Raw genomic sequence first — 25,140 nt, 5'->3', positions numbered from 1 at the left:
TTATGTTAATTTTTGCGCTTTACGAATGCAAGGTAACTGTGTAAATATGTTTTTATTGATGTAACTAAAATCTATATTTAGGTCGTTAAATGTTAAGTTTAGAGGTGGGGAATACACTGACTGCAAGCCGCACTGGCTGGTTATTTTGCTTATTTATAATGCTAGGGTGTCAGCAGACACCTAGCACGCCTTTTACAGGTTTTATTCAACCTAATGAATTACGGGTAGAATTACTTAAAGGAGACTGGGTTGCCAACGTAAAAGACAGTCAACCTGAGTTTACTTGGGCTATTCAAGGTGACGATACTTATGGGCAACAAATCGCTTATCGTATTCAACTTTGGGATATCACCTCAAGTGTCAGTCGTCAGCCAAAATGGGACTCTGGTCAACAAAGCTCAAGTAAGTCCAACGCTGTGTCGTATGGAGGAGGGCGGCTATTCGCCAATAGTAACTACAAGTGGCGTGTTAAAGTATGGCTAAAAGCACAAGAAAACGAAGTAATAGAAAGTAGTTGGTCGCATTATCAATTTTTTACTACTAGTGGCTCTTTTGACTCATCGGCCAGTCAACACGACTTAGTGACGACAACAGTAAAAGCTAAATATATTAAGAAACTACCGTCGGGTCGTTACTTGATAGATTTTGGGAAAGTAGCATTTGGTTACTTGTCGTTAACGTTAACCAGTGATAAAGCTGGGCTGGCCACAGTGTATTTGGCTGAAAGGGGTAATGAAAATGGCGCTACTTCAAAACTAGATAGTAAGTCGAGTGTTCGATATTACCAAGTGCCTCTCGATGTGAATGCTAAAAAAGATGTGTATGCGGTTCATCCACCTAGAAACGTTCGTAACACTAAAGCGGGTAAAGCGATTGCTATTCCCGGAAAATTCGGCCGTATTGCGCCATTTAGATTTGTTGAAATTGATCCTGGCGAATTGAGCCTCTCTGATATTGAAGGTGTACAAATTGCTTTGCATTATCCGTTTAACCCTTATGCGTCTTCATTTCACTCTAGTAACGAAACACTAAATGCTATTTGGAATTTATCTAAATACAGTATGAAAGCTACAAGTTTCGCTGGTATTTACGTTGACGGTGATCGTGAACGTATACCATATGAAGCCGATGCTTACATCAATCAGTTGTCTCATTATTTAGTCGATGATGAATATTCCCTTGCGCGTTATTCCCATGAATATCTAATGGAACATCCTACATGGCCAACAGAATGGAAACAGCACTCAGTGATGATGGCGTGGACAGATTGGATGTACACGGGCGACGTAGAGTCATTGAAATCTAACTATAAACTTTTGAAAGAGCAAAAATTACTAAGTCGGTTTGCCAACCCCAAAGGGCTGTTATCCACTTTTCCAAACGGTACCCATCAAACCATAAAAGACATAGTTGATTGGCCTCCTGTAGAACGAGACGGTTATGAACTTAAAAAAGTTAATACTGTAATTAATGCCTTTCATTACCTTAACCTCAAGCAAATGGCTCAGATAGCTACGGCAATTGGGGAAACATATGATGCGGATGAGTTTAGAGAACAAGCTAAAGCGTTATATAAGGCTTTTAATAGCACGTTGTACAATAGAGAAACTGGTTTGTATATAGATGGAATAGGTTCAAACCATAGTGCCGCCCACGCTAATATTCTGCCGCTGGCAGTGGGGTTAGTGCCAGAAGAGCGGCAAGGGAAAGTCATCGAATTCATCAAAAGTAAAAAGATGGCAGTGAGTGTGTATTTTGCCCAATATCTAATGGAAGCTTTATACAATAATGGTCAAGGGGATTACGCTTTGTCACTGCTCACCTCGAAACAAAAGCGTAGTTGGTTCAATATGATCAGAGTAGGTTCTACTATTAGCTTAGAAGCGTGGGATGACGAATTCAAACCAAATCAAGATTGAGATCATGCATGGGGTTCGGTTATGGTAATATTGTCGGGCGTTATATTTTAGGAGTGAGACCTTTAACTGCTGGCTTTGATAAAATTGAGATTGCCCCGCAGTTTGCTGATCTAGAATTTATCGAAGGAAAAGTCCCCACAATTAAAGGGCCAGTTAGCATCCGCGCTGAACAAAGCATCGGAAAGTCGGTTACGCTGGAGCTGACCATTCCAAATAATGTTAAGGCAACATTGAGTTTACCTTTTGCCAAAGATAAAAACATTAGCTCTGTTAGTGTGAATGGACAACAAGTGAAATTTAACGCTGATACCGGCTTGTTAGACGATGATAGAGTTGTTGGCAGGTCAATATGTTGTGGAAGTATTCTATAAGTAAAGAGTGATTGATTTTGATTGAATATGCTTGTTTGTATGCAAGTGAACTGTTAAAATCTTGTAAAATCCGCTTTATTATTTTAAAAGGTTTAATTGTGGTTAATAAAATAAACAAAATATTCTTAGGCATCTCTACCGCATTTATGGTCTCAGCGTGTAGTGCGAATGACTCATCATCTGCTAATCACTCCGCGGCTAATGCGGTTGGCGGTTGGCCAACAGACAATGTGGCTTTTTGTAGCGCAGCGTTAGACAAGGCTAGTGAGCAGCTTGACGGTTTTAGAAAACACTATACCAACCCAAATAAAATCCCCACACAATTTGAAAACGGTGAAGCGATCTATACTAACTTCATGGGCTGGACCAGTGGTTTTATTGCCGGAAACTTTTGGTATTTGTATGAGCACACCAAGGATGAAAGCTGGTTGAACACCGCCACCAAATGGACAGACGCATTAGAACGTTCGCAATTTAACCGTAAAACCCATGATATTGGTTTTATCATGAATAACAGCTATGGCAACGGGTTAAGGTTAACCGGCAATAAAGCCTATGACCCAATACTATTAAATAGTGCAAAAACCTTGATGGAGCGTTACAACCCTAAATTAGGGCTTACATTTTCATGGAGCTGGGGCTCTTGGGAATTTCCAGTGATCATCGATAACATGATGAATTTAGAGTTATTGTTTAATGCGTCACTGGCTACTGGTGATAAAACCTATTATGACGCTGCTGTGAGTCACGCTACCATCACTATGAAGCACCATTTTAGAGATGATTTTAGCTCTTATCATTTAGTTGATTACAGCCGCACCACGGGGTTGCCTAAGCATAAACAAACCTTTCAAGGCATTGCTGATGACTCGTCATGGTCTAGAGGGCAAGCTTGGGGCGCTTATGGTTACACTATGACCTACCGTTATACCCAAGATGAAAAGTTTTTAAATCACGCTAGAGGTATTGTTAATTACCTATTGACCCATAAGAACATGCCGGAAGATTTAATCCCGTATTTTGATTACGATGCGCCAGACTACCCTGAAATTACTAACTACCGCGATTCATCAGCGGGTTCGTTATTAGCCAGTAGCTTGTTTGAATTAGCCAATTATGTTGATGAAGACGAAGCTAAGCGTTATCGAGCTGCCGCGATGAAAATGTTACGTAGTTTAGCTTCACCAGAATATTTGGCTGAAAAGGGAGAAAATGGTCACTTCTTACTGAAACAAGCGACTTATAACTTCCCGAAAGATTTAGGTCTAAATACGGCAATTAACTATGGTGATTATTACTACTTAGAAGCCTTAACACGTTGTAAGTCTTTGTAATATATTTTGAGATAGAGCGAATTGAGTTTAATTCGTTGTGAGAAAGGCCAATTGCAATATTGGCCTTTTTTGTGAGAACCCGAACGTCTATTACTAATTTATATCCTGCCATTTGAGCATTTCAGATGCCGCTAGCAGTACGGCTCCCGCACCGTAAAGTTGGGTTTCGTGTTTTGCGACTGGCTCAGGTGAACGCCCTACTTGTTGTACCCAAGTAACCTTACCATTGGGTAACACTGCTCGCTCTAGGGCACGCCAACCTTTGTTTACTGCTGTGACGTATTTCTCTTCGGTTAATATGCCGTTATTTACGCCCCAAGCTAAACCAAAGGTAATAAAGCCGGTACCACTAGTTTCTGGGGTTTTAACTTTGTTTGGGTCAAGTAGAGAAGGGGCCCAATACCCATCTGGTTTCTGTATTTTGACTAGCCCTGCAGCGTTCTTTTTATATAACTCTAGATACTTGGTGCGCGAAGGATGATCTTTTGCTAAGTCATCAAGAATAAGAGGCAGGGCGGCAAATACCCAGCCATTTCCTCTGCTCCAGAATACAGGTTGACCATTATCACTTTTCATAGTGAAATAACGGCTGTCTCGATAAAACAAACCATGCTCTTCAGAAAACAAATAGTCCGATGTCGCCCAAAATTCTTTATCAGCAAATTCAAAGTATTTACTATCGCCAGTAGCATTACTCATTTGTAACCAAGTTCGAGGTGCCATGTATAGCGCATCAGACCAACACCACCTTTCTTGACAAGCATCTTTGTAGCCTGGCAGTTTTTCTTTGCTTTCGTCGATAGTTAAACTTACGTTAGATGGATTAGCTAAGATTTTATCGAACATTACTTGTGTTTTTTTGTAAGCCGCTGGATTACTTGTTTGCTCTGCCAGCCACAAATAGGTTTGTCCAATGGCATGATCGTCTGCGTGTTTGTACCTTCGTTGGATCAAGTCGTATTTTTGTTGTTTAGCCATAGTGTCGATATGGGCTAACAGTTTTTTGTCATTGACCGTTTCTGTCCAGCGCGTTAAGCCAATATAAAATGCTGCTTGGATCCAGTTTTTAGGATTTGAACTGCCTTTATGATATCGCGAAGCTAAATAATCGTAATTGCCTTTTTCGATATTATCCACTTGCCACTTAGCTGCGTTATGACCTATTAGTTTAGCTGATTTTTGGATTGATAGTGTTTGTGTGGATAGACTATTTGAATCAGATTGTGTTGATTTACATGCCACAATATTGAGGGCAAGCAACACTGATAATCCACATATTGCTAATTTATTTTTCATTGGTACTTCCTTAAATGAAAATATGCCGGCATAAGTTAGACGATGCCATAAGGCATCGGCTATTTTTAATACAAAGGTAAAGTTGATTTAGTGGGACCACTTCGTCATTTCTGATGCGGCCAGCAGCACCGCGCCAACACCATAAAATTGGGTCTCATGCTCGGCAACAGGATCGGGTGATTTACCCACTTGCTGTACCCAAGTGACTTTGCCATTTGGTTTAACGGCTTTTTCTAGTGCGGCCCAACCTTTTTCAACTGATGTTTTATATTTATCTTCAGTTAATATTCCGTTATTCACGCCCCAGGCTAAACCAAAAGTAATAAATCCGGTACCACTAGTTTCTGGGGTTTTAACTTTGTTTGGGTCAAGTAGAGAAGGGGCCCAGTAACCATCAGCTTTTTGTGCGGCTTGTAAGCCTGATGCAAAACGTTTGAATAAGCTAATGTATTTATCCCTAGAGGGATGATCCTTAGGTAAGTCATCTATGATTAATGGCAGGCCAGCAAATACCCAACCATTACCTCGGCTCCAGAATACCGGCTTTCCGTTATCACTGACTTCGGTGAAGTAACGGCTGTCTCTGAAATACATATGGTGTTTTTCAGAAAATAAATAGTCGGTAGTAGCCCAAAATTCTTTGTCAGCATACTCAAAGTATTTTGGATCACCTGTGATGTTACTCATTTTCAGCCAAGTACGAGGGCCATAAAGAGTGCGTCTGACCAACACCAGCGATCTTGGCAAAACCTTCATAACCTGGACGTTTAGGTTCTTCTTTCATCTCAAGGCTCACAGTTGGTTTGTCAGCTAAAATGCTATCAAAATGGATTTGAGTCGGAACAATTGCGTGTTTATTACTTGATTGTTCAGCAAGCCAAAGATAGGTTTGACCTATAGCATGATCATCTGCGTGCATTGGACGTTTAGTAAGCAAAGAATAATTTTGTTGCTTTGCCATTTTTGTTATTTGTTGTAAGGCTAACTTATCGTTTACAGTTTCTGCCCAATGAGTCAGGCCAATATAAAACGCAGCCTGAATCCAACCTCTCGGCTCTGAACTGCTTTTGTGGTATCGCTTGGCAAGGTAATCTAAGTTATCTAAATGGTCGATTTGCCATTTTGCAACCTTATGCCCTACCTCTAGAGCTGACTTTTGTGTGGCTGACATTTGAACAGCAGAATGTTCTGTGCCAGATTGAGTTGAATTACACCCACTTCCACCTATTGCCAAGATGACAGCTAATCCACATATGGCTAATTTATATTTCATTGGTATGTCCTTAAATTGAGTTTTTAGGATATAAAAAAGCCGATGCGGAAGAAGGCAGCGGCTTTATTTGATTATTCCATAGGGGTTATTTCCATTTCACCATTTCTGATGCGGCTAACAAAACAGCACCTACACCGTATAACTGAGAATCAGTCTTTTTCACAGGATCTGGTGATTTACCTACGTGTTGTACCCAGTTTACGCGGCCTTCTGCAGAAACTGCCCGTTCTAGTGCTGCCCAACCTTTTTCGACCACCTCTTTGGAGTTTGCATCAGTTAATAAGCCGTTATTCACGCCCCAAGCTAAACCAAAGGTGATAAAACCCGTGCCACTGACTTCAGGCGTTTTGACTTTATTTGGATCCATCAAAGAGGCGGGCCAATAGCCGCTTTCGGTTTGTAACTTAAGTAAACCTGCCGCGTTCTTTTTATATAATTCTATATAGCGAGCACGGGAAGGATGGTCTTTAGGTAATTCATCAATAATTAAAGGAATGGCAGCAAATACCCAGCCGTTACCTCGGCCCCAAAATACAGGTTCACCGTTATCACTTTTCATATCAAAGTAACGGCTGTCACGGAAAAATAGCCCGTATTTGTCTGAAAACAAATAATCAGCTGCGGCCCAAAATTCTTGGTCAGCATATTCAAAATACTTAGGATCACCGGTTACATTGGTCATTTGTAACCATGCACGGGGCGCCATGAATAGCGCATCAGCCCAACACCAGCGCAATTGACAATTGCCTTCTAAATGCACCTTACCACTACCACTGGCGGTAGAATCTAACATCTCTAAACCAACATTGGGCTTGTTGGCTAATATCATGTCGAACATTTTTTGAGTAGGCTTAATGGCTTCTTGATTGCCTGTTTGTTCAGCTAACCACAAGTAAGTTTGGGCAATGGTGTGATCGTCTGCGTGATAAGGGCGGTCTTGTAACAAATCATAGTTTTCGGTCTTTGCTACTTTTTGCATATAGTCCAAAAACTCTTTGTTTTTGGCGAATTCTGTCCAACGAGTCAAGCCTATGTAAAAGGCGGCTTGGATCCAAAATTTAGCATTTTCTGATTTAGCACGATGAGATTCAGGAATGTAATCTAAGTTGCCAATCTGGTCTAGCTGCCACTGAGCAGAGCGTGTGGCTATGTCATAAGCTGACGAGCGAATGGCCTCGGCAGTTTTTGAAGCTTGTTGGGTGGCAACCGTTTCAGTTGATTCAGTCTTAATTTTATTTGATTGTGTACTGTCGTTACCGCAGCCTGTTAATAACAGGCTTAATGTTAAAGGTAAAATAGCTAATTTTATTGTTTTCATAGGGTTACCTTTTGATTTTACAATTTACCCGACTTAATTTGTTTGTCAGCGTAATCGACAGCTCTGGCTGATAACGCCATGTAGGTAATGCTTGGGTTTTGGGTTCCTGCACTAGTCATGCAAGCGCCATCGGTAATAAATACATTGGGTACTTCGTGCATTTGATTCCACTGGTTCAGTACGCTGGTTTTAGGATCGTGTCCCATGCGAGCTGTGCCCATTTCATGAATACACGCTCCAATTGTGGTCACAGAGTTTCGCGTACGAATATCGGTACATCCGGCTGCTTCCAACATTTCAGCGGCTGCCCTAACGCCATGTTCCCGCATTTTTACTTCGTTTTCCCTTAACTTTGCGTCAAAGGTGATAATGGGCATGCCGTGTTGATCTAACTTGTCAAAATTCAGATACATGCGATTTTCATGATAGGGTAAAATTTCACCAAAGCATTCCATGCTAATACGCCATTTTCCCGGTTTAAATATAACGTCTTTTAAATCAGCGCCGATCACACCAGAGGGAGTGTTACTAGCACGAGATGCCCCACCTTGATAACTGAAGTTTCGAATGTAATCTTTTTGTTTAGTTTCTTCGCTGATATTGGTAAATGGAGGGATAAAGAAACCTTTTGGTTTACGACCTTTGTAATACTCTTCTTCATAACCTTCGAGTGTACCTGAAGCGCCCATACCGTAATGATGATCCATCAAGTTATGCCCGAGTTCACCACTGCCATTACCTAAACCATTAGGGAAATGTTCTGAGCGACTATTTAATAATATGGCAGCTGTGCCAATAGTACTGGCATTACAGAAAATGATACGGGCGTAATACTCAGTAATTTCACCTGTATTGGCATCTTTTACTTTTACCCCTGTCGCCTTCTTTTGTGAATCGTCATAGATTATCTCCATAACTATTGCGTCAGATTGCACAGTAATATTTCCAGTTTCTTTGGCCACAGGTAAGGTGGCTGACTGAGTACTAAAGTATGCGCCGAATGGACAGCCGCGCTTACAGCGATTACGTGCCATACATTGGCCACGCGTGCCTTTATGTACTTCTGGGTTGTATTCACTCAAATTTGCGGTTCTACACGGTGTGACAAGACGTTCGGGGTATTTAGCTTGTACAGCTTCACGCAGTTGCTGTTCCACATAATTCAACGGAAACGGAGCGATGAATTTTCCATCTGGTGCTTGCGGTAAGCCTTCTGCTTGTCCTGCTACCCCTACAAATGTTTCTACATAATCGTACCAGGGTTCGATATCGGCGTAACGAATAGGCCAATCAACCGCAATACCTTCTTTTTTATTAGCTTCAAAATCAATATCGCTCCAACGAGGGCAATGTCTGCCCCACATGACAGAGCGTCCGCCTACGTGATGGCCGCGTATCCATGCAAAAGGTTCGTCTTCATCATAGGGGTATTCGTCATCTTTATTAATAAAAGGTTTTACATCCTCTTTTACCCACCAGTTCAACTTTTCTTGTTTGAAATAGTGTTTTTTCTTTTCCTCTAAGCTAACTTGCCCTTGATTAGGTAAGTCCCATTTGTCCATATGGGCGGTAGGGTAGTCGCCATGTTCGACCATGCGGCCACGTTCGAGCATTAAGGTTTTATAGCCTTTTTTACATAACTCCATGGCTGAGTAGCCACCCGATATCCCGGAGCCAATTACAATTGCGTCAAAAGTGTTTTTCATTTTTTCTCCAGACATAATTATTCTGCCCAAGCCTTGCCACCCACTTCTGCAACAGATATACGAGCTGTGTATCCGTCAGGTATGGGTAAGTAATTAAGATAATTTTCAGCGATTTCTTCATTGCTTAAATAATAAGCAATGCTTTGTTGTTTAATATCGATATAAGCTTTGAAGCCTTGGGCTGCATCTTTGGCATTTTCTAATTGCAGTAACAATTCTGTTTGTTCTTTAGGAGAAGCCGTATGGAATTGTTTGCTGGTCAAATATAGATTGAGCTTTGCAAAAGATTGTAGAAAGCTCTTTTTGTAATTAGGGGTAAATACTTTATGAAACATATTATCCATAATCATATGCACGTTCACCTCAGTGGCTGAAGGCGAATCGGTTTTAGGCAGAATTACGTCCATAATTTGCATCAGGCTTTTTAAGTTTCCCCTTTAAAAAACTGCCCGTCGGCGACACTTGTTCCGGGCATGGCTGAGCCTGAACTTAAATTTTCGACTTGTTTACCACAACCACTTAATAAGCTTGCTGTAAGGGGGCACAAATAGCGGTACCTGTTAGGGCAGCAGCATATTTTAATATATCTCGTCTATGCATAATTATTTCCCATATTGAGGGGAGGTTTGGTGACGCACGTTGATAAATGAGCTTCTTTGCTTCACTTCATCTGAACGTGCGGCTTCGTATTGTTGAATGTAGCTGTCAGTCTTGTCACTTAGCTGTTTGATAATGTGTTGGTGCTTTGGAGAATCAATTAAATTGACGGCTTCTTGTGGATCATTCTCTAGATCAAACAATTGTTGAAAATCGTTTTTGTAGAAATCTACATATTTCCATTTTTCGGTACGCATACCCACAGTAGGAGGAATAAATGAGCGTTTAGGTTGGTACATGTGTTCGAAGAAAACTCAGTGCGCCATGGGGTGTGAGTTTCATTATTAAGCAGGGGCACTAAACTTTTGCCTTGATAGGTGGCTGGCGATGTTAAGCCGGCTAAATCTACTATTGTTGAAGTGACATCTATATTTAATGCCATTTTTTGGATCTCTTTACCGTGTGAGGTTTTATTACGTGGATCGTAAATAATTAAAGGTACGCGTAGGTCTTCTTCCCAACCAAACCATTTACCGGCTAATTGACGCTCGTTTAAGTTATAACCATTGTCACCCATGTAAATAATGACTGTGTTATTGGCCATACCGGTTTCTTCTAATTTTTGGTAAATCATACCAACGGCTTTATCTACAGCACTGATAGCACGGTAATAACGTTTAACCATTTTTTGGTATTTTTCAGGTGTGTTATAACGCCACTCCCAACGTTCACGGCCGATAGATTTTTTAAGAAAATCAGGCAGGGCTTCGAAGGTGGCGTCATCGGAAAATTTTGCCGGCGGAATGGTGATATCGGCGTACATACTCTCGAATTCGGCAGGGTAATGATATTGATCAACTAAATCTCTATCATGAGCATGAGGATTCCAGAAGTTTACCGCCATGGTCCATGGTTTACCTGTTACTTTGGATTGCTCAATAAAATCTTTAGCTAGTTCAGCTATGTAGTAAGTTTGCGGTAAGGTTTTTCCTTCGTATTCTTCGGTTTTGGATTGCAGTAAAGGTTTGAAAAAGTCAAAGCGTTCTTCATTGTCTCCTGAAATACCAATTTCATACTTTCCGACAAAAGCCGTGCTGTACCCGCCATTTTTAACAATATTTGGGTACATGTTTGCTGATTCTTGCTCGCCAGTTTTAGGTCGACTAAAAGTAAAATCATGAGTCCGTTCTGTAAGTCCCGTTAAAATACTCACTCGACTGGTGGCACAAATGGGCGTGGTCACAAAAGCGTTTTTAAACTCTGTGCCCTGGGTCGCCAATTTATCTAAGTTGGGGGTTTTAATTATTGGATGGTTCTTACCCAACATGTCCCAGCGATGATCGTCAGCCAAAATGAACAAAATATTTGGTTTTTGAGTTACTTGTTTGTCTAGCTCTTGAGTGGTCCCGCAACTGTTTAATACAGCTAATGGGAGCAATATTGATAAGGATCTCTTCAAAGAAGTAATTAGGCGTAGTGATTCATGTAAGGTATATGTCATTTTGTATCTCTTGGTTCAGCACTCGTCGTTTTTCTGTGGTTAGCTTATCGCGTACCTTGTTGTAAAGTTAAACAAGTTGCGCTATTTAACATCACACAACGTTAACTATTTTCTAACAATAGCAGACATCATGATTCAGATAAACTCAAAACTAGTCATATTAGGTCATTAATTGCTTCAAAATATTTCTAGCCTTTGATACTGTATGGCCATACTTGTTATTGGTATGTAACGTCAACTAAATATTTTAGAGGACGAATCGTTGTCGCTTGCCGCAAGTTGTCGGGTCCGAGCATTTTTAATTTGTACGTTATATCTACCCTTTTTTGTGGATGTGGTGAGGGACTAAGCGCTGCCGCACCGGTGCTTGCGTCTTTACCCACACCCACTTCCTGAACTTAGTTGAACTCGCACTAAAATAAGAAAGAGTGACAAATAACAATTGCAATTGCCTTAAGTTGCAAGCTGATAAATACGATACTTATCAGCGGCTTGTTTTTTACTTCTTTTCAACTATCAGCAAAGGACGCGGACTAGAGTTAAAAAATGTTGCTAGTTATTAATTGGTGGAATGTATTGATTTGCCTTTATGTATGCACAATATCCGTTCAAGTGTGGCTAGGCTCGGTAATGCGGCAGCCCAAGATGCTTATCAAGTACAGGTAGTGAGATCAGAGGTTAAGCAGTTGTTGAGGCAGATTGATTTATGGAATAGCGCTAAATGTCTAGCTAGACAGTGAATTAAATTCTTAAAGATTAACAATAGCACTCTGACGTAAATTTATAATATTTGGATGACATAGATAGAGAGGCCGTATGGCACAGTTTGCAGTTATTGGCTTGGGGCGATTTGGCTTGTCAGCTTCAATTGAATTAATGCGTCTAGGCAATACAGTTATTGGCATTGATAGTAATGAAAAGCTAGTGAATGGCGCAGCTGATAGTTTAACTTTGGCTGCGATAGGTGATGCAACTGATGAGCAAACCTTACGTGAATTAAACATTGGCCAGTGCGATTCTGTACTGGTTGCAATTGGTGAAGGTTTAGAAGCTAGTATTCTATGTGTGCTACTACTTAAATCAATGGGTATAGAAGATATTTGGGTGAAGGCTACCAGTCAGCCTCACCACACTATTTTATCAAAGTTGGGCGTATCTCGGATCATTCATCCCGAAGAAGAAATGGGAGTGAGGGTTGCTCAGTCGTTTAATTATCCTATGGTCAATCAATATATGCCATTAGGACTTGGACACTATATTGTGGAAATAGTCATTCAAGAAAACTGCAACAAATTAACGATTAATAAACTACTTGGTAAGGCTGTTACTGAAATTAACCCTGTATTGATCCGCCGCCGCCAACAGTTGATTAAAAAAGTGGATATTGATTTTATCTTGGAAACGAATGATTCTCTGGTGTTGGCTGGTGCTTTATCTGCCTTAAAGGGAATTGCCCCTGAGTTTCTGCGCCCATGAAACAGTGGGATCCTAAGTTTCAACCTTATGTAAAGAAAGGAACTCAATCAAAAAAAACATCATCATTGAGTCCTCCAGCAATTTTGTTTGTTGGTTTTATTGTACTTATCATACTGGGCAGCATTTTGTTGATGTTGCCTATCGCTTCAAATCAAGTGACCGGTATTATTGATGCTATTTTTACTGCGACTTCAGCCGTAACAGTCACAGGTTTAGTTGTAGTTGATACTGGTACCCATTTCACACTATTTGGTCAAGTAGTCATAGCTATTCTAATCCAAGCCGGTGGGTTAGGGTTCATGACCTTTGCTGTTGTAGCTGCATTGAGCTTAGGCGCTAAATTAGGTTTGTCGCAAACTTTATTGGTAAAAGAAGCATTGGGCCAAACTAGTCTTGAAAAAGTCACCCAAACAGCTAAATATGTGGTGCTTTATTCATTTGTAATAGAAGCCGTTGGGATAGCATTATTGACTGTTATTTGGGCAAGTGAGTTGCCGTTTTCAACAGCTTTGTATCACGCATTCTTCTACACAGTGTCTGCTTTTAACAACGCAGGTTTTGCTTTAAGTGCCGATAGCCTAACTCGCTATGCGGATAGCTGGCAGATAAATGGTGTTATAAGCGCATTATTCATGATTGGTGGAATTGGTTTCACTGTTTTGATTGATATTAAGCAGAAAAAACGTTGGAAAAAACTCAGTATCAATACTCGTTTAGTGATCAAAGCGACACTGATTATCAATGTATGTGCATTTTTTCTGATATGGCTTTTAGAAGCGAAGAATCCATATACTTTAGGTGCAATGTCAGTTGGTGACCAGATAATCGCTGCATGGTTTCAAGCCGTTACGCCAAGAACTGCAGGTTTTAATACCTTACCTGTTGATCAACTGACAGATGCCACTACAACCCTAACTATATTTTTAATGTTTATAGGTGGTGGCTCATTGTCAACAGCCAGTGGTATAAAGTTAGGTACCTTTGTTGTTTTGGTAATGGCCACCATACATTTTCTGCGCCGTAATCAACGAGTGGCTTTGATGCAGCGCACTGTACCGCAAGAGCAAGTGATGAAGGCGCTGTCTCTAGCATTAGTTTCGATAGCGATGATATTTATCAGCATTTTTGTACTGACAGCGATAGAAAAAGCTCCATTTTTAGATATTGTATTCGAAGTGGTATCAGCACTTAGCACAGTAGGCTTATCTAGAGGAGTGACAGGTAATTTATCACCAGCAGGAGAGGTCATTATTATATTTTTAATGATCATTGGTAGGGTAGGTCCATTAACCTTCGCATACTTTCTGGCATTACCTAACCCGCAAAAATTAAAGTTTGCTAACGCGGAGATACAAGTAGGTTAAATTTCGTCATTTTTGCTTGCTGTTAGCGGGGAGCCAGCTCGTATTGGGTTAGTGTCTGGCGAACACACTTTGCGTTTAGCAAATTCCCTTGGCAGTAGTTGATAACATCAATCAAAATCAAGGCTGCGCTATTGATAACCCCTGCTAGGTAAGGTGGGTGTTCATGTAAAATTTTTTAACGAGTCGAGAATACGATGCAAACTTCTGCACAGAGTCAAAGCGTTGAATGTCGCCGATTTCAGGTTCCTATTGAGACACCCATGAAATTAGCCTCGCTCCGATAGATGTCTGAAAGTTAAGAAAATCGCCTATTTTGTTTCATTCTAATTTTATGGTTTGCTCTGTGTAGCCCAGTGGTTATGCCCTATGAGGTAAATGTTTGTACGGGTCTTTAGTGGATAAATGCTGGATCCCTGCTAACAACATGCAGGGATGACGGGCTTCGACGGCAGCTACAGAACCAGCGGAATGGGTTAGTTCAGAACTGAGTTTCATTGTCGGTTTAGAATTAACATGGATGTCCTGATAAGCGTTCTGATAATCGCCCTTCGCTTGGAAAAAACGAATATCTAGAAAATCGACTTTTTCTACAGCCTAGTTATAAGTATTAGCAGCCTTTCAAACGTCGAATTGTCTTATATATTGCACATGTATCATTGATTGGTTAGACTTGTCTTATTATATGTACAACTAGTGGGAATAAATATGCGTATTGTATCTTTTACGGAAGCACGTAATGGACTTAAATCAGTTTTAGATCATGTTGTAAATGATGTTGACTATACGGTTATCACTCGAAGGGATGCAGAGGATGCGGTTGTCATGTCACTAGACCATTATAACAGTTTAATGGAAACCGTTCATTTGCTTAAATCTCCCGCTAATGCGGCCCACTTATCTAGATCTATAGAGCAATATAAATCAGGTAAAATAGTTAAACGAGAACCGCTTGATGACTAGGCAACTTGCATGGACAGATGAAGCTTGGAATGATTATATTTATTGGCAAGGTCAAGATAAGAAAACATTAAAACGCATTAACAAATTAATTAGTGATGCTAAGCGATCGCCATTTGAAGGTATCGGTAAGCCGGAGCCATTAAAAGAAAATTTATCAGGCTTCTGGTCTAGACGAATAGATGAAACAAACCGTTTGATATATGCAGTTTCAGATTCGTACATGACAGTAATCTCTTGCCGTTATCATTATTAGTAAGAGTTCCTATTGAGACACCCATGAAATCAACCTCGCTCCGAAAGATGTCTGGAAGCTAAGAAAATCGTCTATTTTATTTCATTCTAATTTTATGGCTTGCTCTGTGTAGCCCAGTGGTTATGCCCTACGAGGTGAATGTTTGTTCCGATCTTTAGTGGATAAATGCTGGATCCCTGCTAACAACATGCAGGGATGACGGGCTTCGACGGCAACTGCAGAACCAGCGGAATGGGTTGGTTCAGAACTGAGTTTCATTGTCGGTTTGGAATTAACATGGGTGTCCTGATAAGCGCTGATAAGCGCACAGTGGTATTTACCAAGCCCTTTATTTATAAGGGAGAGACAAATAAAAATGGCTAACTGAGTTACCAGTTAGCCACAATTTGACTTAATAGCCCGACATTTAGTCGGAGTTTTGTAGTTTATAAAGGTGGTATTAATATTTAATGCCACATTATTTATAAGTGAGCTTGAACTTATAGTTTACCCGTTATGCCAAATGTCACTCTACGGTCAGTTAAACCTTGAGAGCAAAGTAATGCGCCTTCGTTGACACACCATTGGTTTCTATCTTCACGAGTTAAGTTCACCCCTTCAATACCTACAGTGTATTTGTCGTTAATATCATAGCTAGCACTTACGTTTAGTTGCCCTCTATCGCCCACTATACGTGGTAGGTCAAAGCTAATTTTATCGTTCGTTTTGAAATCTGAGCGCCAAGTATAACGGGCACGCACACTAATATCGTTCTTATCATAGAATAATGTAAAGTTATAAGAGTCTCGAGATAAGTTTCTCAACACTATACGTTCCATGACGACATCATCGTCTAGAGTTGGGGTAGATTGGTCTGAATCTGTACGACCTAAAATATCGTTTAGGGCGTTAGCATCACCATTACCATTGTTATATGAGTCAAGTTTAGAACCCGCTTTTTGGTATGTATAGTTGGCAATTATGCCGAAACCAGACGCCCAACCCAATTGATCTTCGTACGCAGATAAATCGTGCTGCACGGCTAATTCTAAACCAGACTGTGTCTCTTCGTTAGGTACGTTAAAAATACTTTCTAACGGTACACAGATACCAACACCTTCTTCACTTGATGACCAAACATTGCGGTCAGTTACAACTGGGTTAAATATTCCACCGTCTTCACAGGGGGCTGTAATGTCACGTTCAATTTGTCCAGTAGTTGGGCTGGTTATTTCAAGTGGATTTTCACGCACAGTGTCGTGTATGTCGCCGCGAACTTTATGGAATAATCCCACGCTTAAAATACTTGAATCGGTTAAGTAATATTCTGCAGATAAATCATATGAGGTGACTGTTTCTGGCTTCAAAGCCGGGTTACCTATTTTAACAGCCGCTCCAGCATTACCCCCATATCGAATAGAAGTAGACAGGTTATCAAAGTTAGGGCGACGGATGTCGTCTGCCATTCCTGCGCGTACTATTAACTTATCTGTTAGCTCTGCTGCGATATTGAAACGAGGTAAGGTAAAGTCATATGAAGCGGTTGTATCGGTTTGAGATACGATTTCTTCACCTTCAGCGGAGGTAGTAATACTATTGCCGACAGAGGTAATCTCTGTATCTATGTATCTTAAACCAAGATTACCGGTGATTAGAACATCACCTAACTCAGTTTCAAAATTACCCTGTAGGTAGAAAGCTGTGGTTTCTTCAGTTATTTTAAAATAAGCGGTATCATCGATGACCGCTTGATTCAGTGCATAATGCTCGGCAGCTTGTTCTGGCGTCATATTGCCAGCAGCAATTTGTATCGCGTTATTTGTCGCCAAAGCATCATTAAGTACACCTAATACCATGCTAGGATTATCAAATGAAAGATCGCCATTTATTATCAAATAGTCTTTAACAAACATATCTCTGCCATCTGCACTACCGAAGTTATCGGGCCCTGCGGTTACTATATCTGAAAATAAGTCTGCACGAGGACGATAATAGTTATTCGTTGAGTGCGTGAAGTTTTTAGTTATGCCTGTATTCGTGCGCTCTGAGTTACTTTCATTCCATCGTAGACCTGCTTCGATTTCAATGAACAAAGGGTTGGTATCAGAAATATCGTAACTGCCGTCTACACGAAATGCCGTTTCATCGTTATCCTGAGCATTTGCATTGTTGGCTACTTGGCGAAGCGCATAGTTAGCTGGATCTAACATGTCACTAGTAGAAGGAGATCCTGGTAAACCTTGTTTGATGCCAAACTGCAAACTACCACCTGATGCATCCCACTCAACTGGTGTTGCGTTATCTACACTAGAGCCAAATACAGGAGCTGCTGATCTTGGGTTAATAAAATCAAGTGTTGTGTTCAAGGTTGGAAAATCAGACTCCGAACCAGAGTTTGAAATTTCAGCAGATAGTTCAAATTTATCGCCAGTCCATTCTCCACCGAAAGCAAATACATGGCTGTCTGTAATACGAGAGCCTGTTGAGCCAACCACACGAACGTTTGGATCGTGACCATTGTCTGCCGTCATATAGCCTTTTAATGTAGCTTGTACTTCACCTAGTATTAAGGGGCCATTCGGTCCGTCAATTGTGCCTAGATCAATTGTTTCGAATTCAGTATTGGTCGTGTTGTCAACTGCGTTATTTGACCCTACTCCTGAAAATTGAGCAGTGGCACTTTTTTGAATACGCTCTTGGTTATTCAATGTGACATCAGCATAAAACTTTAACTCATCGCTCGGTTCAAATTCTAGTGAACCAGTAAAGTTTGTGGTTTCATACTCATAGCGTGTTAATACTTGGTTCATAAACTGAGTACGGAAAAATGAGAATTCTTCTGCACTTGGGCTAGAAGAGCTACTAAGTAACTCACGGTCTCTATCATATCTTGGGTCGAAAGAGGCGACATCTTGCTGAGCATAACTTCCGGTTAAAACCACGCCTAGTTTACCTGAGTCAATATCCCAATTGTCGCCAAATGTAGCTGATACTCTTGGCGTGGTTGATTCTGCCAAGTCACTATTTTCAGCTTGAACTCTAAAACTAACTAGACGATCTTTTAAACTGTTACCCCGTAAAGTCCGTAAGTTAACAGTACCACCTACTGAGCCTTCAACGGTTTTCGCTTCTGGGACCTTAGTGACTTCTAAAGATGCAATTAATGCGGCCGGTAAATCATCAAAACTAATGCCTGTGCGACCACTACCTGAACCAACTGAAGATACACCATTAATTTCTACTCGGTTGGCATCTGTTCCACGTATTTGGACACCAGTACCGACACCTGCAGTTCTATTAATTTGCACGCCTGTTACATTTTCAAGTACTTCCGCTAAGTTATTATCAGGTAGTTTGCCAATATCTTCAGCTTGAATTATTTCTTTAATGCTTGCCGCTGTTCTTTTTTCTGCCAACGCGCTGGCTAGAGCTGTACGGATCCCTGATACTTCGATGACTTCAGTCGTTTCTGATTCTTGCGCAATGGAAGACCCAGTTAATCCGCTGAATGCCAAGCCAATAGCCGCTGCTAAGCTGTGTTTTTTTAGTAGAGTGTTGTGCATTGTGTTTACTCCTAGTTGGTGTTGTATCCTTGTAATACAAGTTAATAATGTAAACTCAAACCGGAGTAATTTAAAGTATTTTTAACAAATAAATTTCATTATAAGTCTATATCGATCTTTATGTGACCTAGTATGGCTCAATATGTTTAAATATGAATTATTTGGGTTGCTGATGAATGAGCTATGCGAGGCAGTTGAAGCTTATTTGTACCACTACCTCTTACTAGGCTTTAATCCATATGAAAGACGTTTTGGATGGCGGTGACAACGGGAGAATTGTCTGCGTTAGTTACCATTATATCGGCCATAAATGCCCACCACTTTTTTACAATTGGTTGCAATGGTAAGTTGTCCATATTATGCCCTTCAGTGCGTTTAAGTACGGCAAATAGTTTATTGGATTCTTTTTCAAAAAATATCGAATAATCAGAAACGCCTGCTTCTTTTAGTGCAACCACTAATTCAGGCCAAATTTCATCGTGCCGTTTTTGATATTCAACTTCGTGGCCGGGTAATAAGGTCATGACAAATGCTATTTTTTCCATTTTAAAATTCCACCTACTGTATGTAATAAATTTGAAAGACCAATCTAACAGCAGATTGGTTATGTCATTACCCTAATAGAGCAACTGACGGCTTGATTGATTTGGGCAGAAAGTTTGGCATCGATAATGATCGCCTCTACACCAGGAACCATGTTAAACACGCGCTTCTGTTTTGTTTCCCGCCGTGAAATTGGTATGTTTCCTTCAATCAATATGCTGCATTTATCTTTTATAATAGCAATTTTGCGTTCAGACAATTGCACAACGCGTTCGTTACTTGTCGCGACTATGGGTAAGGTTAATCGAGTATTCCGTTCATTTCTTAATTGGGCTGATAGCCTTTGTACTGAAACTGTCAGCGCGTCATTTGAGAATTGGTAATGTAGCTTGAATCGATTGATATTGCCGCTAATGGTTTGGCTGTGATCATTTTTTAGTTGGGCGGTCACTTCTACTATCGAAGATTCATTTTTGTTATAGCTAGAGACTTGAGCTTCTAAGTCATATAAATTAGTGAACCACTCACCTTTGTCGTTGTAGGTTTCTATACGAGGTGTTAAAGCAATGTCTTCGCCGTCTGGCTGAGCTTGCTGATTGTTTACCTCGACCATATAGTATTTCGGCATGCTAGCGACCATTATGGGTCCGCTCAGTTTATGCCACAAAAGACCAATAGCGCCTCCAGTTGCTTGTTGGATCTGTTGATTGCCTTCTTTGTATAATGAGTCGTAGGATGACACCGTCGCTTTTAGGCCATTCTTTGCCACTAGCCACACGTCTAGCTCAGCAAAGTGTTTAATGCCATAAGAGTGTTGGCGTGGGATCGGTGCATTTTTGGTTATATTCTTTAATGCTGGTACGTTGTCTAGCATAGTGGCTAATGGTTTAGCATGAGCAAATGTATGATGAATACATGGCTGCACTCCATGACTGACATAATGAGGCCCACCATGCAGTAGTCCATTACTCGTACATTTTGCTAATAATTCTGTATTTAAAAAGGCGGCGGTAGCAAATTCAGGCTTAACGTCAGCCATTAGACCAAAAGCAGGTTGGCAACCATCGGTGGTCCGGCTTCCCCAGTAAGACCATTTAGCGTGACGGGTGCCCCAACTGTTGTCCCACCCGCCATCCGGTAACATAAACTCTAAGTGGGCTGACATTGATTCGGTTAATAAACCGAGTAGCTCTTTGTCATTCTCAAGTCGCGCATACATGACTAGCCCGTTTAAGGTTTCTTCTACGTTGTAGCCTAAATCAACGGGTAGCAAGCCTTTTTTACTTTTATATTGACTGGGCTTTCCTTCACCATATATCAGTTTATTTGGTGTGGTGAAAAAAGCACTGATCCCCTTTGCAAGTTCTCTACTTCTTTTAATATATTTATCTTCGCCTAACTCTTTACCTATTAGATTGAGGGCATAAATTGCAGTGGCACCATAATTTATATTGGTAAAAGTTAAATCGAAGGTTTTGTAAATATAATCAGCTGCTGCCGCTAAGCGTAATGTCCACATTTTTTCGACATCACTAGGTAATATACTTCCGTGATAATGCAACGCTTCAGCTACAGCTATGGCACCAAACACGGTAATTCCAGCCCATGACTTAGGGTCGGGTATTACTGTCCAGCTTCCGTCTTCTTTGGTTACATTCTCTGCCCATTGCATAGCCATTATTGCGGCATTTAAGTATTTTTCTTCGTTAGTTTTGTGTGCCATATGCATAAATGGATATACCGCATCCATGCAACGGCCATGTATTTTTTGGCAGGCTGGACACCACAATGCACCGTGTAACTCTGGCTTAGTTTTATCAACAATTTGGTGTTGGATCATGCCATCACACCAAGTCTTAAGCAGTTCAGAGACCAAGTGCTGGTAGTCAGAATGTTGATGTACCCCCAAAGCATTTCTACCGCTAGAGAATGCTAGATTAAATGGAGACATGACTGTCGAACCAACACATGCTGATGTAGTCAAGAAAGTTCGTCTTTTCATCATATTTACTCAACAATACACCCGCAAGTTAGCAGGTGTATGTGTTTAAATGGATGCCTTTAACTTCACAAGCATTGAGTCCAAGTAGGTTTGCCAAGCTTTGTTATTGGTTATCTCGCCAGCAGCTTCCCATGCAAAGCCTGCTTTATACGACAGCTTTCCTTGCTCGTCGGTGGATGTAAACATCCATATATGGCTTTCATCCTTTACGCTTGATGGTATGTGCTTAATATCTTCAACTAAAGAAGGGTCGAGTAGTGCGCCTGTACCTATGCCAAAATTGTCAATAGTCTCCCAAGCGGAGATGCGACCCGCTTCTTTGTTGTAATAAACCTTGGCTTTTTCATCATGAGTCGCGACACCAATTGCAATCGGCAGCTCAGCAGGCTTTCCATCTAACGTAAATATTGAGTCGACTTGAAATAATTGAGTCCCTAAAGGTAAAGAAATAGTTTTCATTTCTTTCACGATGCCAAGTGGCGTGTACCATTCATATTCCAGTAAAAAAGAAACGTTATTGCCGCCACTTTCTAAAATTCTGTAAGTTTTAAAACTGTGCGCCGTGTAGGGTCTGCCATCTAGCCAGACGGCTGTACTGCCCACACCTCGGCTAATACCCACATGATACGGATCGTAGCCCTCTCCATGGTCTTCATGATAAGAAATTCCATCGACATATGCTTGATACCACTTATCTACGATGGGGTAATCTACTTTTTTCAGCCATGCATCTACACCGCTAGAATGTCCTTTTAAAGGCGCTGCTGGCCCATATACTCGAAACGCTACTTTATCGTTTTCCCAAGCAAAATCATCTCGACGCTCAGGTACAAAACGGCCATATGCCATTACGCTCTTCTTTTGGCTACTCATTTGGGGAGAATTCCCTGATTGAGTGTGAGAACAAGCAAATAGTGTTGCACTAGTGGCGAGTGCGATTAAAAAAGGTTTATAACTTAATTGCATCTTTCGTTCCTATTCTTGAGTCTTATTTTATCGCTTTTATTAAGTCGAACAATTTTAGAATATATTGTTAATACAATGTGTGTAATTGAATATTGATATTTACACACTATACGTCATCGTGTGATTTATTTTGCATTATTTTGATTCTCAATGCAATTTAGCCTACCGTTTGTGACTAGACAGCTACTTTTTCATGGAAAATCGACTTTCATATATTATTTTCCCCATTCAATGTGGGTGGTTATCTATGTTTTGAATATATTTATTAGTTAGGAATATTGCTTTGATAACAGGAGGTTATGGATTTACTCCGAAAGAACATGGAATTTGGTGATTGGATTTGACTTGTTTTAATTGTTACTGCTGTTATTATTGTTTACTAATATTTTACATTTGTTGAACGATTTACAAATACTAAACATGAACGTAAAGAATTAGTACTTTGAGAAGAGAGAGTGAAATGAAGAGCAAGAATTTTGATAAAAGCCTATTAATTGGTGGTGCAACAAGTTTATTACTAGCTATTAGCGCTCCTAGTGTTATCGCACAAGAAATAAAAACTGCTTTAGATAATAATAATCCAGATGATGAACTAGAAATCATCGAAGTTAGCGGGGTGCGTAGTTCATTAGAAGATGCACTAAATATAAAGCGAAGCGCCTCATCAATTGTTGATGCTATATCTGCTACTGATATTGACTCTTTACCTGCTCTCGATTTAGGTGAAGCTTTACAAGTTATTCCTGAATACAGTTAAATACAGATGACGGTTCACGTAACTCTGAAATAAATTTACGTGGTTTAGCTGGCGGTTATGTAAAAGTCACAGCTGAAGGCCAGTCATTTGCCACACCAAGTCGAAGTATGGGAGCTGTGGGGGGCTCAAACCCCTTTGGTTCATTTGAGGCAGGCGTTTTTGATGGTGTAACGGTAGTTAAGGCTCCTACTGCGGATTTACAAGAAGGCGGCATTGCCGGGGTGGTTGACAAAAAGCTACAGCGCGCTCTTGGTAAAAAAGATGGACAATATTCTCTTAACATCGGAAGTCGTTATGAAGAGCTGTCAGAGGCTTGGGATAAACAAATTAGGTTTTCTGCTTCTAAGCATTTAATTAAAGATAAACTGGCTGTAGCGTTCAAAGTGGCAGGTTCAGATCAAAACTTCCGCCGTGATACCGCAAACTTCACTCAATACACTGCATTGAATAATGTGGTTAACAACGCGATTGAAGATACCCAATTTATTAGCGCTGAAGCATTAAATGCTTATAAAGCGGAACATGGCATTACTGAGCCACTATCTATCATGAAGGTTATTGGCAAAGCTGGCCAAGTCACTGAAAACTCTCGAGGCGATCGTTTTTCTGCTACCGGTAATATCGAGTTCCAGTACCACGGACGCGTTAAAGCTCGGCGCAAACTTCCTCTACACTAAGCGAGATTTAGGTGATAGTAATATGGAAGATGTGCAGTTCTCCATTGGTACTAATGATGACAGCGGAAGACTTGATACACAGCAAGTTACGCCAATTGGCGCGCCTATTCGTTTGAGCGACAATGCCAATCCAAACTACAACCCAGACATTCATCATCCTGATCTCGCGACTATTCCTGTTTATGCGGTAACCCATGCGCAAATGACTAACGTGTCATGGACACCATCGAACCGACTGTCTTCCCAAAAGAAGAAGCGAAAGGTATATTTTTATATGCAGATTATGTGACTGATGATTGGTTAATAGACGGTACTGCCAGTAAATCATCTTCTATCAATGAATTTCATATGTCAGGGCTGGATTTACGCCACTCGAATAAAACGAATAAGCAATATACAGACTTAGATACTAACCAAAGGCTGTATTATGCGGCGACTGGTATCAATGGAGAAATTAATACCGGTAATGGTGACTTGAGCAACGCTTTTGCTACCTTAAATGGTTACGATACATGGAACTACTCTGACGTAAATGGTGTACTGAATCAACTTGATCCTGAAACTGGAGAGCCTCTGTATGATTTGGGTGAAAATGCGTGGCAACGAGACCCTAACGGCTGGAAGACGGTAAGATTAACCAGCTTTGGTAGTACATTAGATCCTAAAATTAACCCACTGGTTGAAAGTGACTTCCCTGCGGGTTATTTCCCAGCAGCGCCAGAAGTGCTTACTGCTGAGCAAGAAGCTGCGCTAACGCCAGACCAAATAGCAGAAAGATCAGCTCAACTTGAAGCGAGAGAAGCCGCTTTAGCTAGATTTGGTGGCAAGTCACTTGATTACTACGTTAATGGTCGAGTACAACGACCAGAAAGAGATTTCGAATCAGGAGAAGTAAACTTTGAACGCTATACTGAATTGGGTAACGATGCGTTTACCTTAACCAGTGTCAAGTTTGGGGGCCGTCACTCTAGAGAAATTCTTGAAACCTTCGACTTACGTGTTGGGGGGGCGCGATGAATCTTTCTCAAATTGACGGTGATGTGCTCTATAAGGACAGACTGTCATCTGACGACCAAACCGTATACTTCAACGGTGATTACCCCGGGCACTATGGATCAGATGCTGGCTGGAAAGTGCTAGATTCACGAAAGTTAGCAAGTCTTGTTCAACAAGGTATGGTTGCATACGACGCAGACGGCAATGTGATTCGGAAACTGGGAAAAGGCCGATCCAACAGGCTTTGCATTAAAGCTTCAAGGCAGCACAACGTCTGATGAATATGGTC

The 25,140-nt window shown here is 40.8% G+C and carries 24 protein-coding genes; 11 read left to right on the top strand and 13 right to left on the bottom strand.

Annotated elements, in window-relative coordinates:
* The first annotated feature begins 89 nt into the window (after window positions 1-89).
* The 3 genes from RS130_RS00665 (at window position 90) to RS130_RS00655 (ending at window position 3,624) form a co-directional block, all read left to right on the top strand.
* Window positions 90-1,919 carry an alpha-L-rhamnosidase-related protein gene (locus tag RS130_RS00665; protein WP_316024334.1) on the top strand — a complete coding sequence of 610 codons (1,830 nt, stop codon included), beginning with the start codon at window positions 90-92 and terminating at the stop codon, window positions 1,917-1,919.
* 8 nt (window positions 1,920-1,927) lie between these two features.
* Window positions 1,928-2,290, top strand: coding sequence for an alpha-L-rhamnosidase C-terminal domain-containing protein (locus tag RS130_RS00660; protein ID WP_316024333.1), 363 nt, complete (start codon window positions 1,928-1,930; stop codon window positions 2,288-2,290).
* Window positions 2,291-2,388: 98 nt separating this feature from the next.
* Window positions 2,389-3,624, top strand: a complete 1,236-nt coding sequence (locus tag RS130_RS00655; RefSeq protein WP_316024332.1) for a glycoside hydrolase family 88 protein — start codon at window positions 2,389-2,391, stop codon at window positions 3,622-3,624.
* Between the two features lie 93 nt (window positions 3,625-3,717).
* On the opposite strand, the gene RS130_RS00650 is transcribed toward RS130_RS00655, so the two are convergent.
* The 8 genes from RS130_RS00650 to RS130_RS00615 all read right to left on the bottom strand — a co-directional run bounded on the left by RS130_RS00650 (window position 3,718) and on the right by RS130_RS00615 (window position 11,315).
* On the bottom strand, window positions 3,718-4,920 hold the full coding sequence (locus tag RS130_RS00650; RefSeq protein WP_316024331.1) for a glycoside hydrolase family 88/105 protein: 1,203 nt from the start codon (window positions 4,918-4,920) through the stop codon (window positions 3,718-3,720).
* 87 nt (window positions 4,921-5,007) lie between these two features.
* The gene (locus RS130_RS00645) at window positions 5,008-5,607 is read right to left on the bottom strand and encodes a glycoside hydrolase family 88/105 protein (protein ID WP_316024330.1); all 600 of its coding nucleotides are present in this window, start codon (window positions 5,605-5,607) and stop codon (window positions 5,008-5,010) included.
* Window positions 5,600-6,193, bottom strand: coding sequence for a glycoside hydrolase family 88 protein (locus RS130_RS00640; protein WP_316024329.1), 594 nt, complete (start codon window positions 6,191-6,193; stop codon window positions 5,600-5,602). The genes RS130_RS00645 and RS130_RS00640 overlap by 8 nt, the downstream gene beginning before the upstream one ends.
* Window positions 6,194-6,278: 85 nt before the next feature.
* A complete protein-coding gene (locus tag RS130_RS00635) occupies window positions 6,279-7,511 on the bottom strand; it encodes a glycoside hydrolase family 88/105 protein (protein ID WP_316024328.1) in 1,233 nt (410 codons plus the stop codon).
* Between the two features lie 17 nt (window positions 7,512-7,528).
* Window positions 7,529-9,217, bottom strand: a complete 1,689-nt coding sequence (locus RS130_RS00630) for a GMC oxidoreductase (protein ID WP_316024327.1) — start codon at window positions 9,215-9,217, stop codon at window positions 7,529-7,531.
* 17 nt (window positions 9,218-9,234) lie between these two features.
* Window positions 9,235-9,633, bottom strand: a complete 399-nt coding sequence (locus RS130_RS00625; protein ID WP_316024326.1) for a gluconate 2-dehydrogenase subunit 3 family protein — start codon at window positions 9,631-9,633, stop codon at window positions 9,235-9,237.
* A gap of 186 nt (window positions 9,634-9,819) precedes the next feature.
* Window positions 9,820-10,071, bottom strand: a complete 252-nt coding sequence (locus RS130_RS00620; RefSeq protein ID WP_316024325.1) for a sulfatase/phosphatase domain-containing protein — start codon at window positions 10,069-10,071, stop codon at window positions 9,820-9,822.
* Window positions 10,044-11,315 carry a sulfatase-like hydrolase/transferase gene (locus RS130_RS00615; protein WP_316024324.1) on the bottom strand — a complete coding sequence of 424 codons (1,272 nt, stop codon included), beginning with the start codon at window positions 11,313-11,315 and terminating at the stop codon, window positions 10,044-10,046. Before RS130_RS00615 ends, RS130_RS00620 begins: the two co-directional genes overlap by 28 nt.
* Window positions 11,316-12,131: 816 nt before the next feature.
* Here RS130_RS00615 and RS130_RS00610 point away from each other — a divergent pair.
* Entirely contained in the window at window positions 12,132-12,791 is a 660-nt protein-coding gene (locus tag RS130_RS00610; protein ID WP_316024323.1) for a potassium channel family protein, read from the top strand.
* Complete coding sequence (locus RS130_RS00605) at window positions 12,788-14,155, top strand: TrkH family potassium uptake protein (protein WP_316024322.1); 1,368 nt, start codon at window positions 12,788-12,790, stop codon at window positions 14,153-14,155. Before RS130_RS00610 ends, RS130_RS00605 begins: the two co-directional genes overlap by 4 nt.
* 357 nt (window positions 14,156-14,512) lie before the next feature.
* Here RS130_RS00605 and RS130_RS00600 read toward each other — a convergent pair whose 3' ends face one another.
* Window positions 14,513-14,650, bottom strand: a complete 138-nt coding sequence (locus RS130_RS00600; RefSeq protein WP_316024321.1) for a hypothetical protein — start codon at window positions 14,648-14,650, stop codon at window positions 14,513-14,515.
* Window positions 14,651-14,860: 210 nt separating this feature from the next.
* Here RS130_RS00600 and RS130_RS00595 point away from each other — a divergent pair, with 210 nt between their 5' ends.
* The gene (locus RS130_RS00595) at window positions 14,861-15,115 is read left to right on the top strand and encodes a type II toxin-antitoxin system Phd/YefM family antitoxin (RefSeq protein ID WP_316024320.1); all 255 of its coding nucleotides are present in this window, start codon (window positions 14,861-14,863) and stop codon (window positions 15,113-15,115) included.
* Window positions 15,108-15,368 carry a Txe/YoeB family addiction module toxin gene (locus RS130_RS00590; RefSeq protein WP_316024319.1) on the top strand — a complete coding sequence of 87 codons (261 nt, stop codon included), beginning with the start codon at window positions 15,108-15,110 and terminating at the stop codon, window positions 15,366-15,368. The genes RS130_RS00595 and RS130_RS00590 overlap by 8 nt, the downstream gene beginning before the upstream one ends.
* A 479-nt stretch (window positions 15,369-15,847) precedes the next feature.
* Here the strand turns inward: RS130_RS00590 and RS130_RS00585 are convergent, their stop codons facing one another.
* The 4 genes from RS130_RS00585 to RS130_RS00570 form a co-directional block, all read right to left on the bottom strand.
* Window positions 15,848-18,910: a TonB-dependent receptor gene (locus tag RS130_RS00585; RefSeq protein ID WP_316024318.1), complete on the bottom strand. Its 3,063-nt coding sequence runs from the start codon at window positions 18,908-18,910 to the stop codon at window positions 15,848-15,850.
* A gap of 230 nt (window positions 18,911-19,140) precedes the next feature.
* Window positions 19,141-19,455, bottom strand: a complete 315-nt coding sequence (gene rhaM, locus RS130_RS00580; RefSeq protein ID WP_316024317.1) for an L-rhamnose mutarotase — start codon at window positions 19,453-19,455, stop codon at window positions 19,141-19,143.
* Window positions 19,456-19,514: 59 nt separating this feature from the next.
* The gene (locus tag RS130_RS00575) at window positions 19,515-21,437 is read right to left on the bottom strand and encodes an ulvan lysase-like protein (protein WP_316024316.1); all 1,923 of its coding nucleotides are present in this window, start codon (window positions 21,435-21,437) and stop codon (window positions 19,515-19,517) included.
* Between the two features lie 63 nt (window positions 21,438-21,500).
* Entirely contained in the window at window positions 21,501-22,421 is a 921-nt protein-coding gene (locus tag RS130_RS00570) for a DUF4861 family protein (protein ID WP_316024315.1), read from the bottom strand.
* A 460-nt stretch (window positions 22,422-22,881) separates the two neighbouring features.
* On the opposite strand from RS130_RS00570, the gene RS130_RS00565 reads away from it, so the two are divergent.
* The 4 genes from RS130_RS00565 to RS130_RS00550 all read left to right on the top strand — a co-directional run bounded on the left by RS130_RS00565 (window position 22,882) and on the right by RS130_RS00550 (window position 24,872).
* Entirely contained in the window at window positions 22,882-23,178 is a 297-nt protein-coding gene (locus tag RS130_RS00565) for a hypothetical protein (protein ID WP_316024314.1), read from the top strand.
* Window positions 23,179-23,294: 116 nt separating this feature from the next.
* Window positions 23,295-23,855 carry a hypothetical protein gene (locus RS130_RS00560; protein WP_316024313.1) on the top strand — a complete coding sequence of 187 codons (561 nt, stop codon included), beginning with the start codon at window positions 23,295-23,297 and terminating at the stop codon, window positions 23,853-23,855.
* A 22-nt stretch (window positions 23,856-23,877) separates the two neighbouring features.
* On the top strand, window positions 23,878-24,144 hold the full coding sequence (locus RS130_RS00555; RefSeq protein WP_316024312.1) for a hypothetical protein: 267 nt from the start codon (window positions 23,878-23,880) through the stop codon (window positions 24,142-24,144).
* Window positions 24,072-24,872, top strand: a complete 801-nt coding sequence (locus RS130_RS00550) for a hypothetical protein (RefSeq protein ID WP_316024311.1) — start codon at window positions 24,072-24,074, stop codon at window positions 24,870-24,872. The genes RS130_RS00555 and RS130_RS00550 overlap by 73 nt, the downstream gene beginning before the upstream one ends.
* Window positions 24,873-25,140: the final 268 nt, after the last annotated feature.

This window comes from Paraglaciecola aquimarina, from assembly GCF_032464635.1.
GTDB classification, from domain to species: Bacteria; Pseudomonadota; Gammaproteobacteria; order Enterobacterales; family Alteromonadaceae; genus Paraglaciecola; species Paraglaciecola aquimarina.
This window is presented reverse-complemented; position numbering and strand designations above follow the sequence as displayed.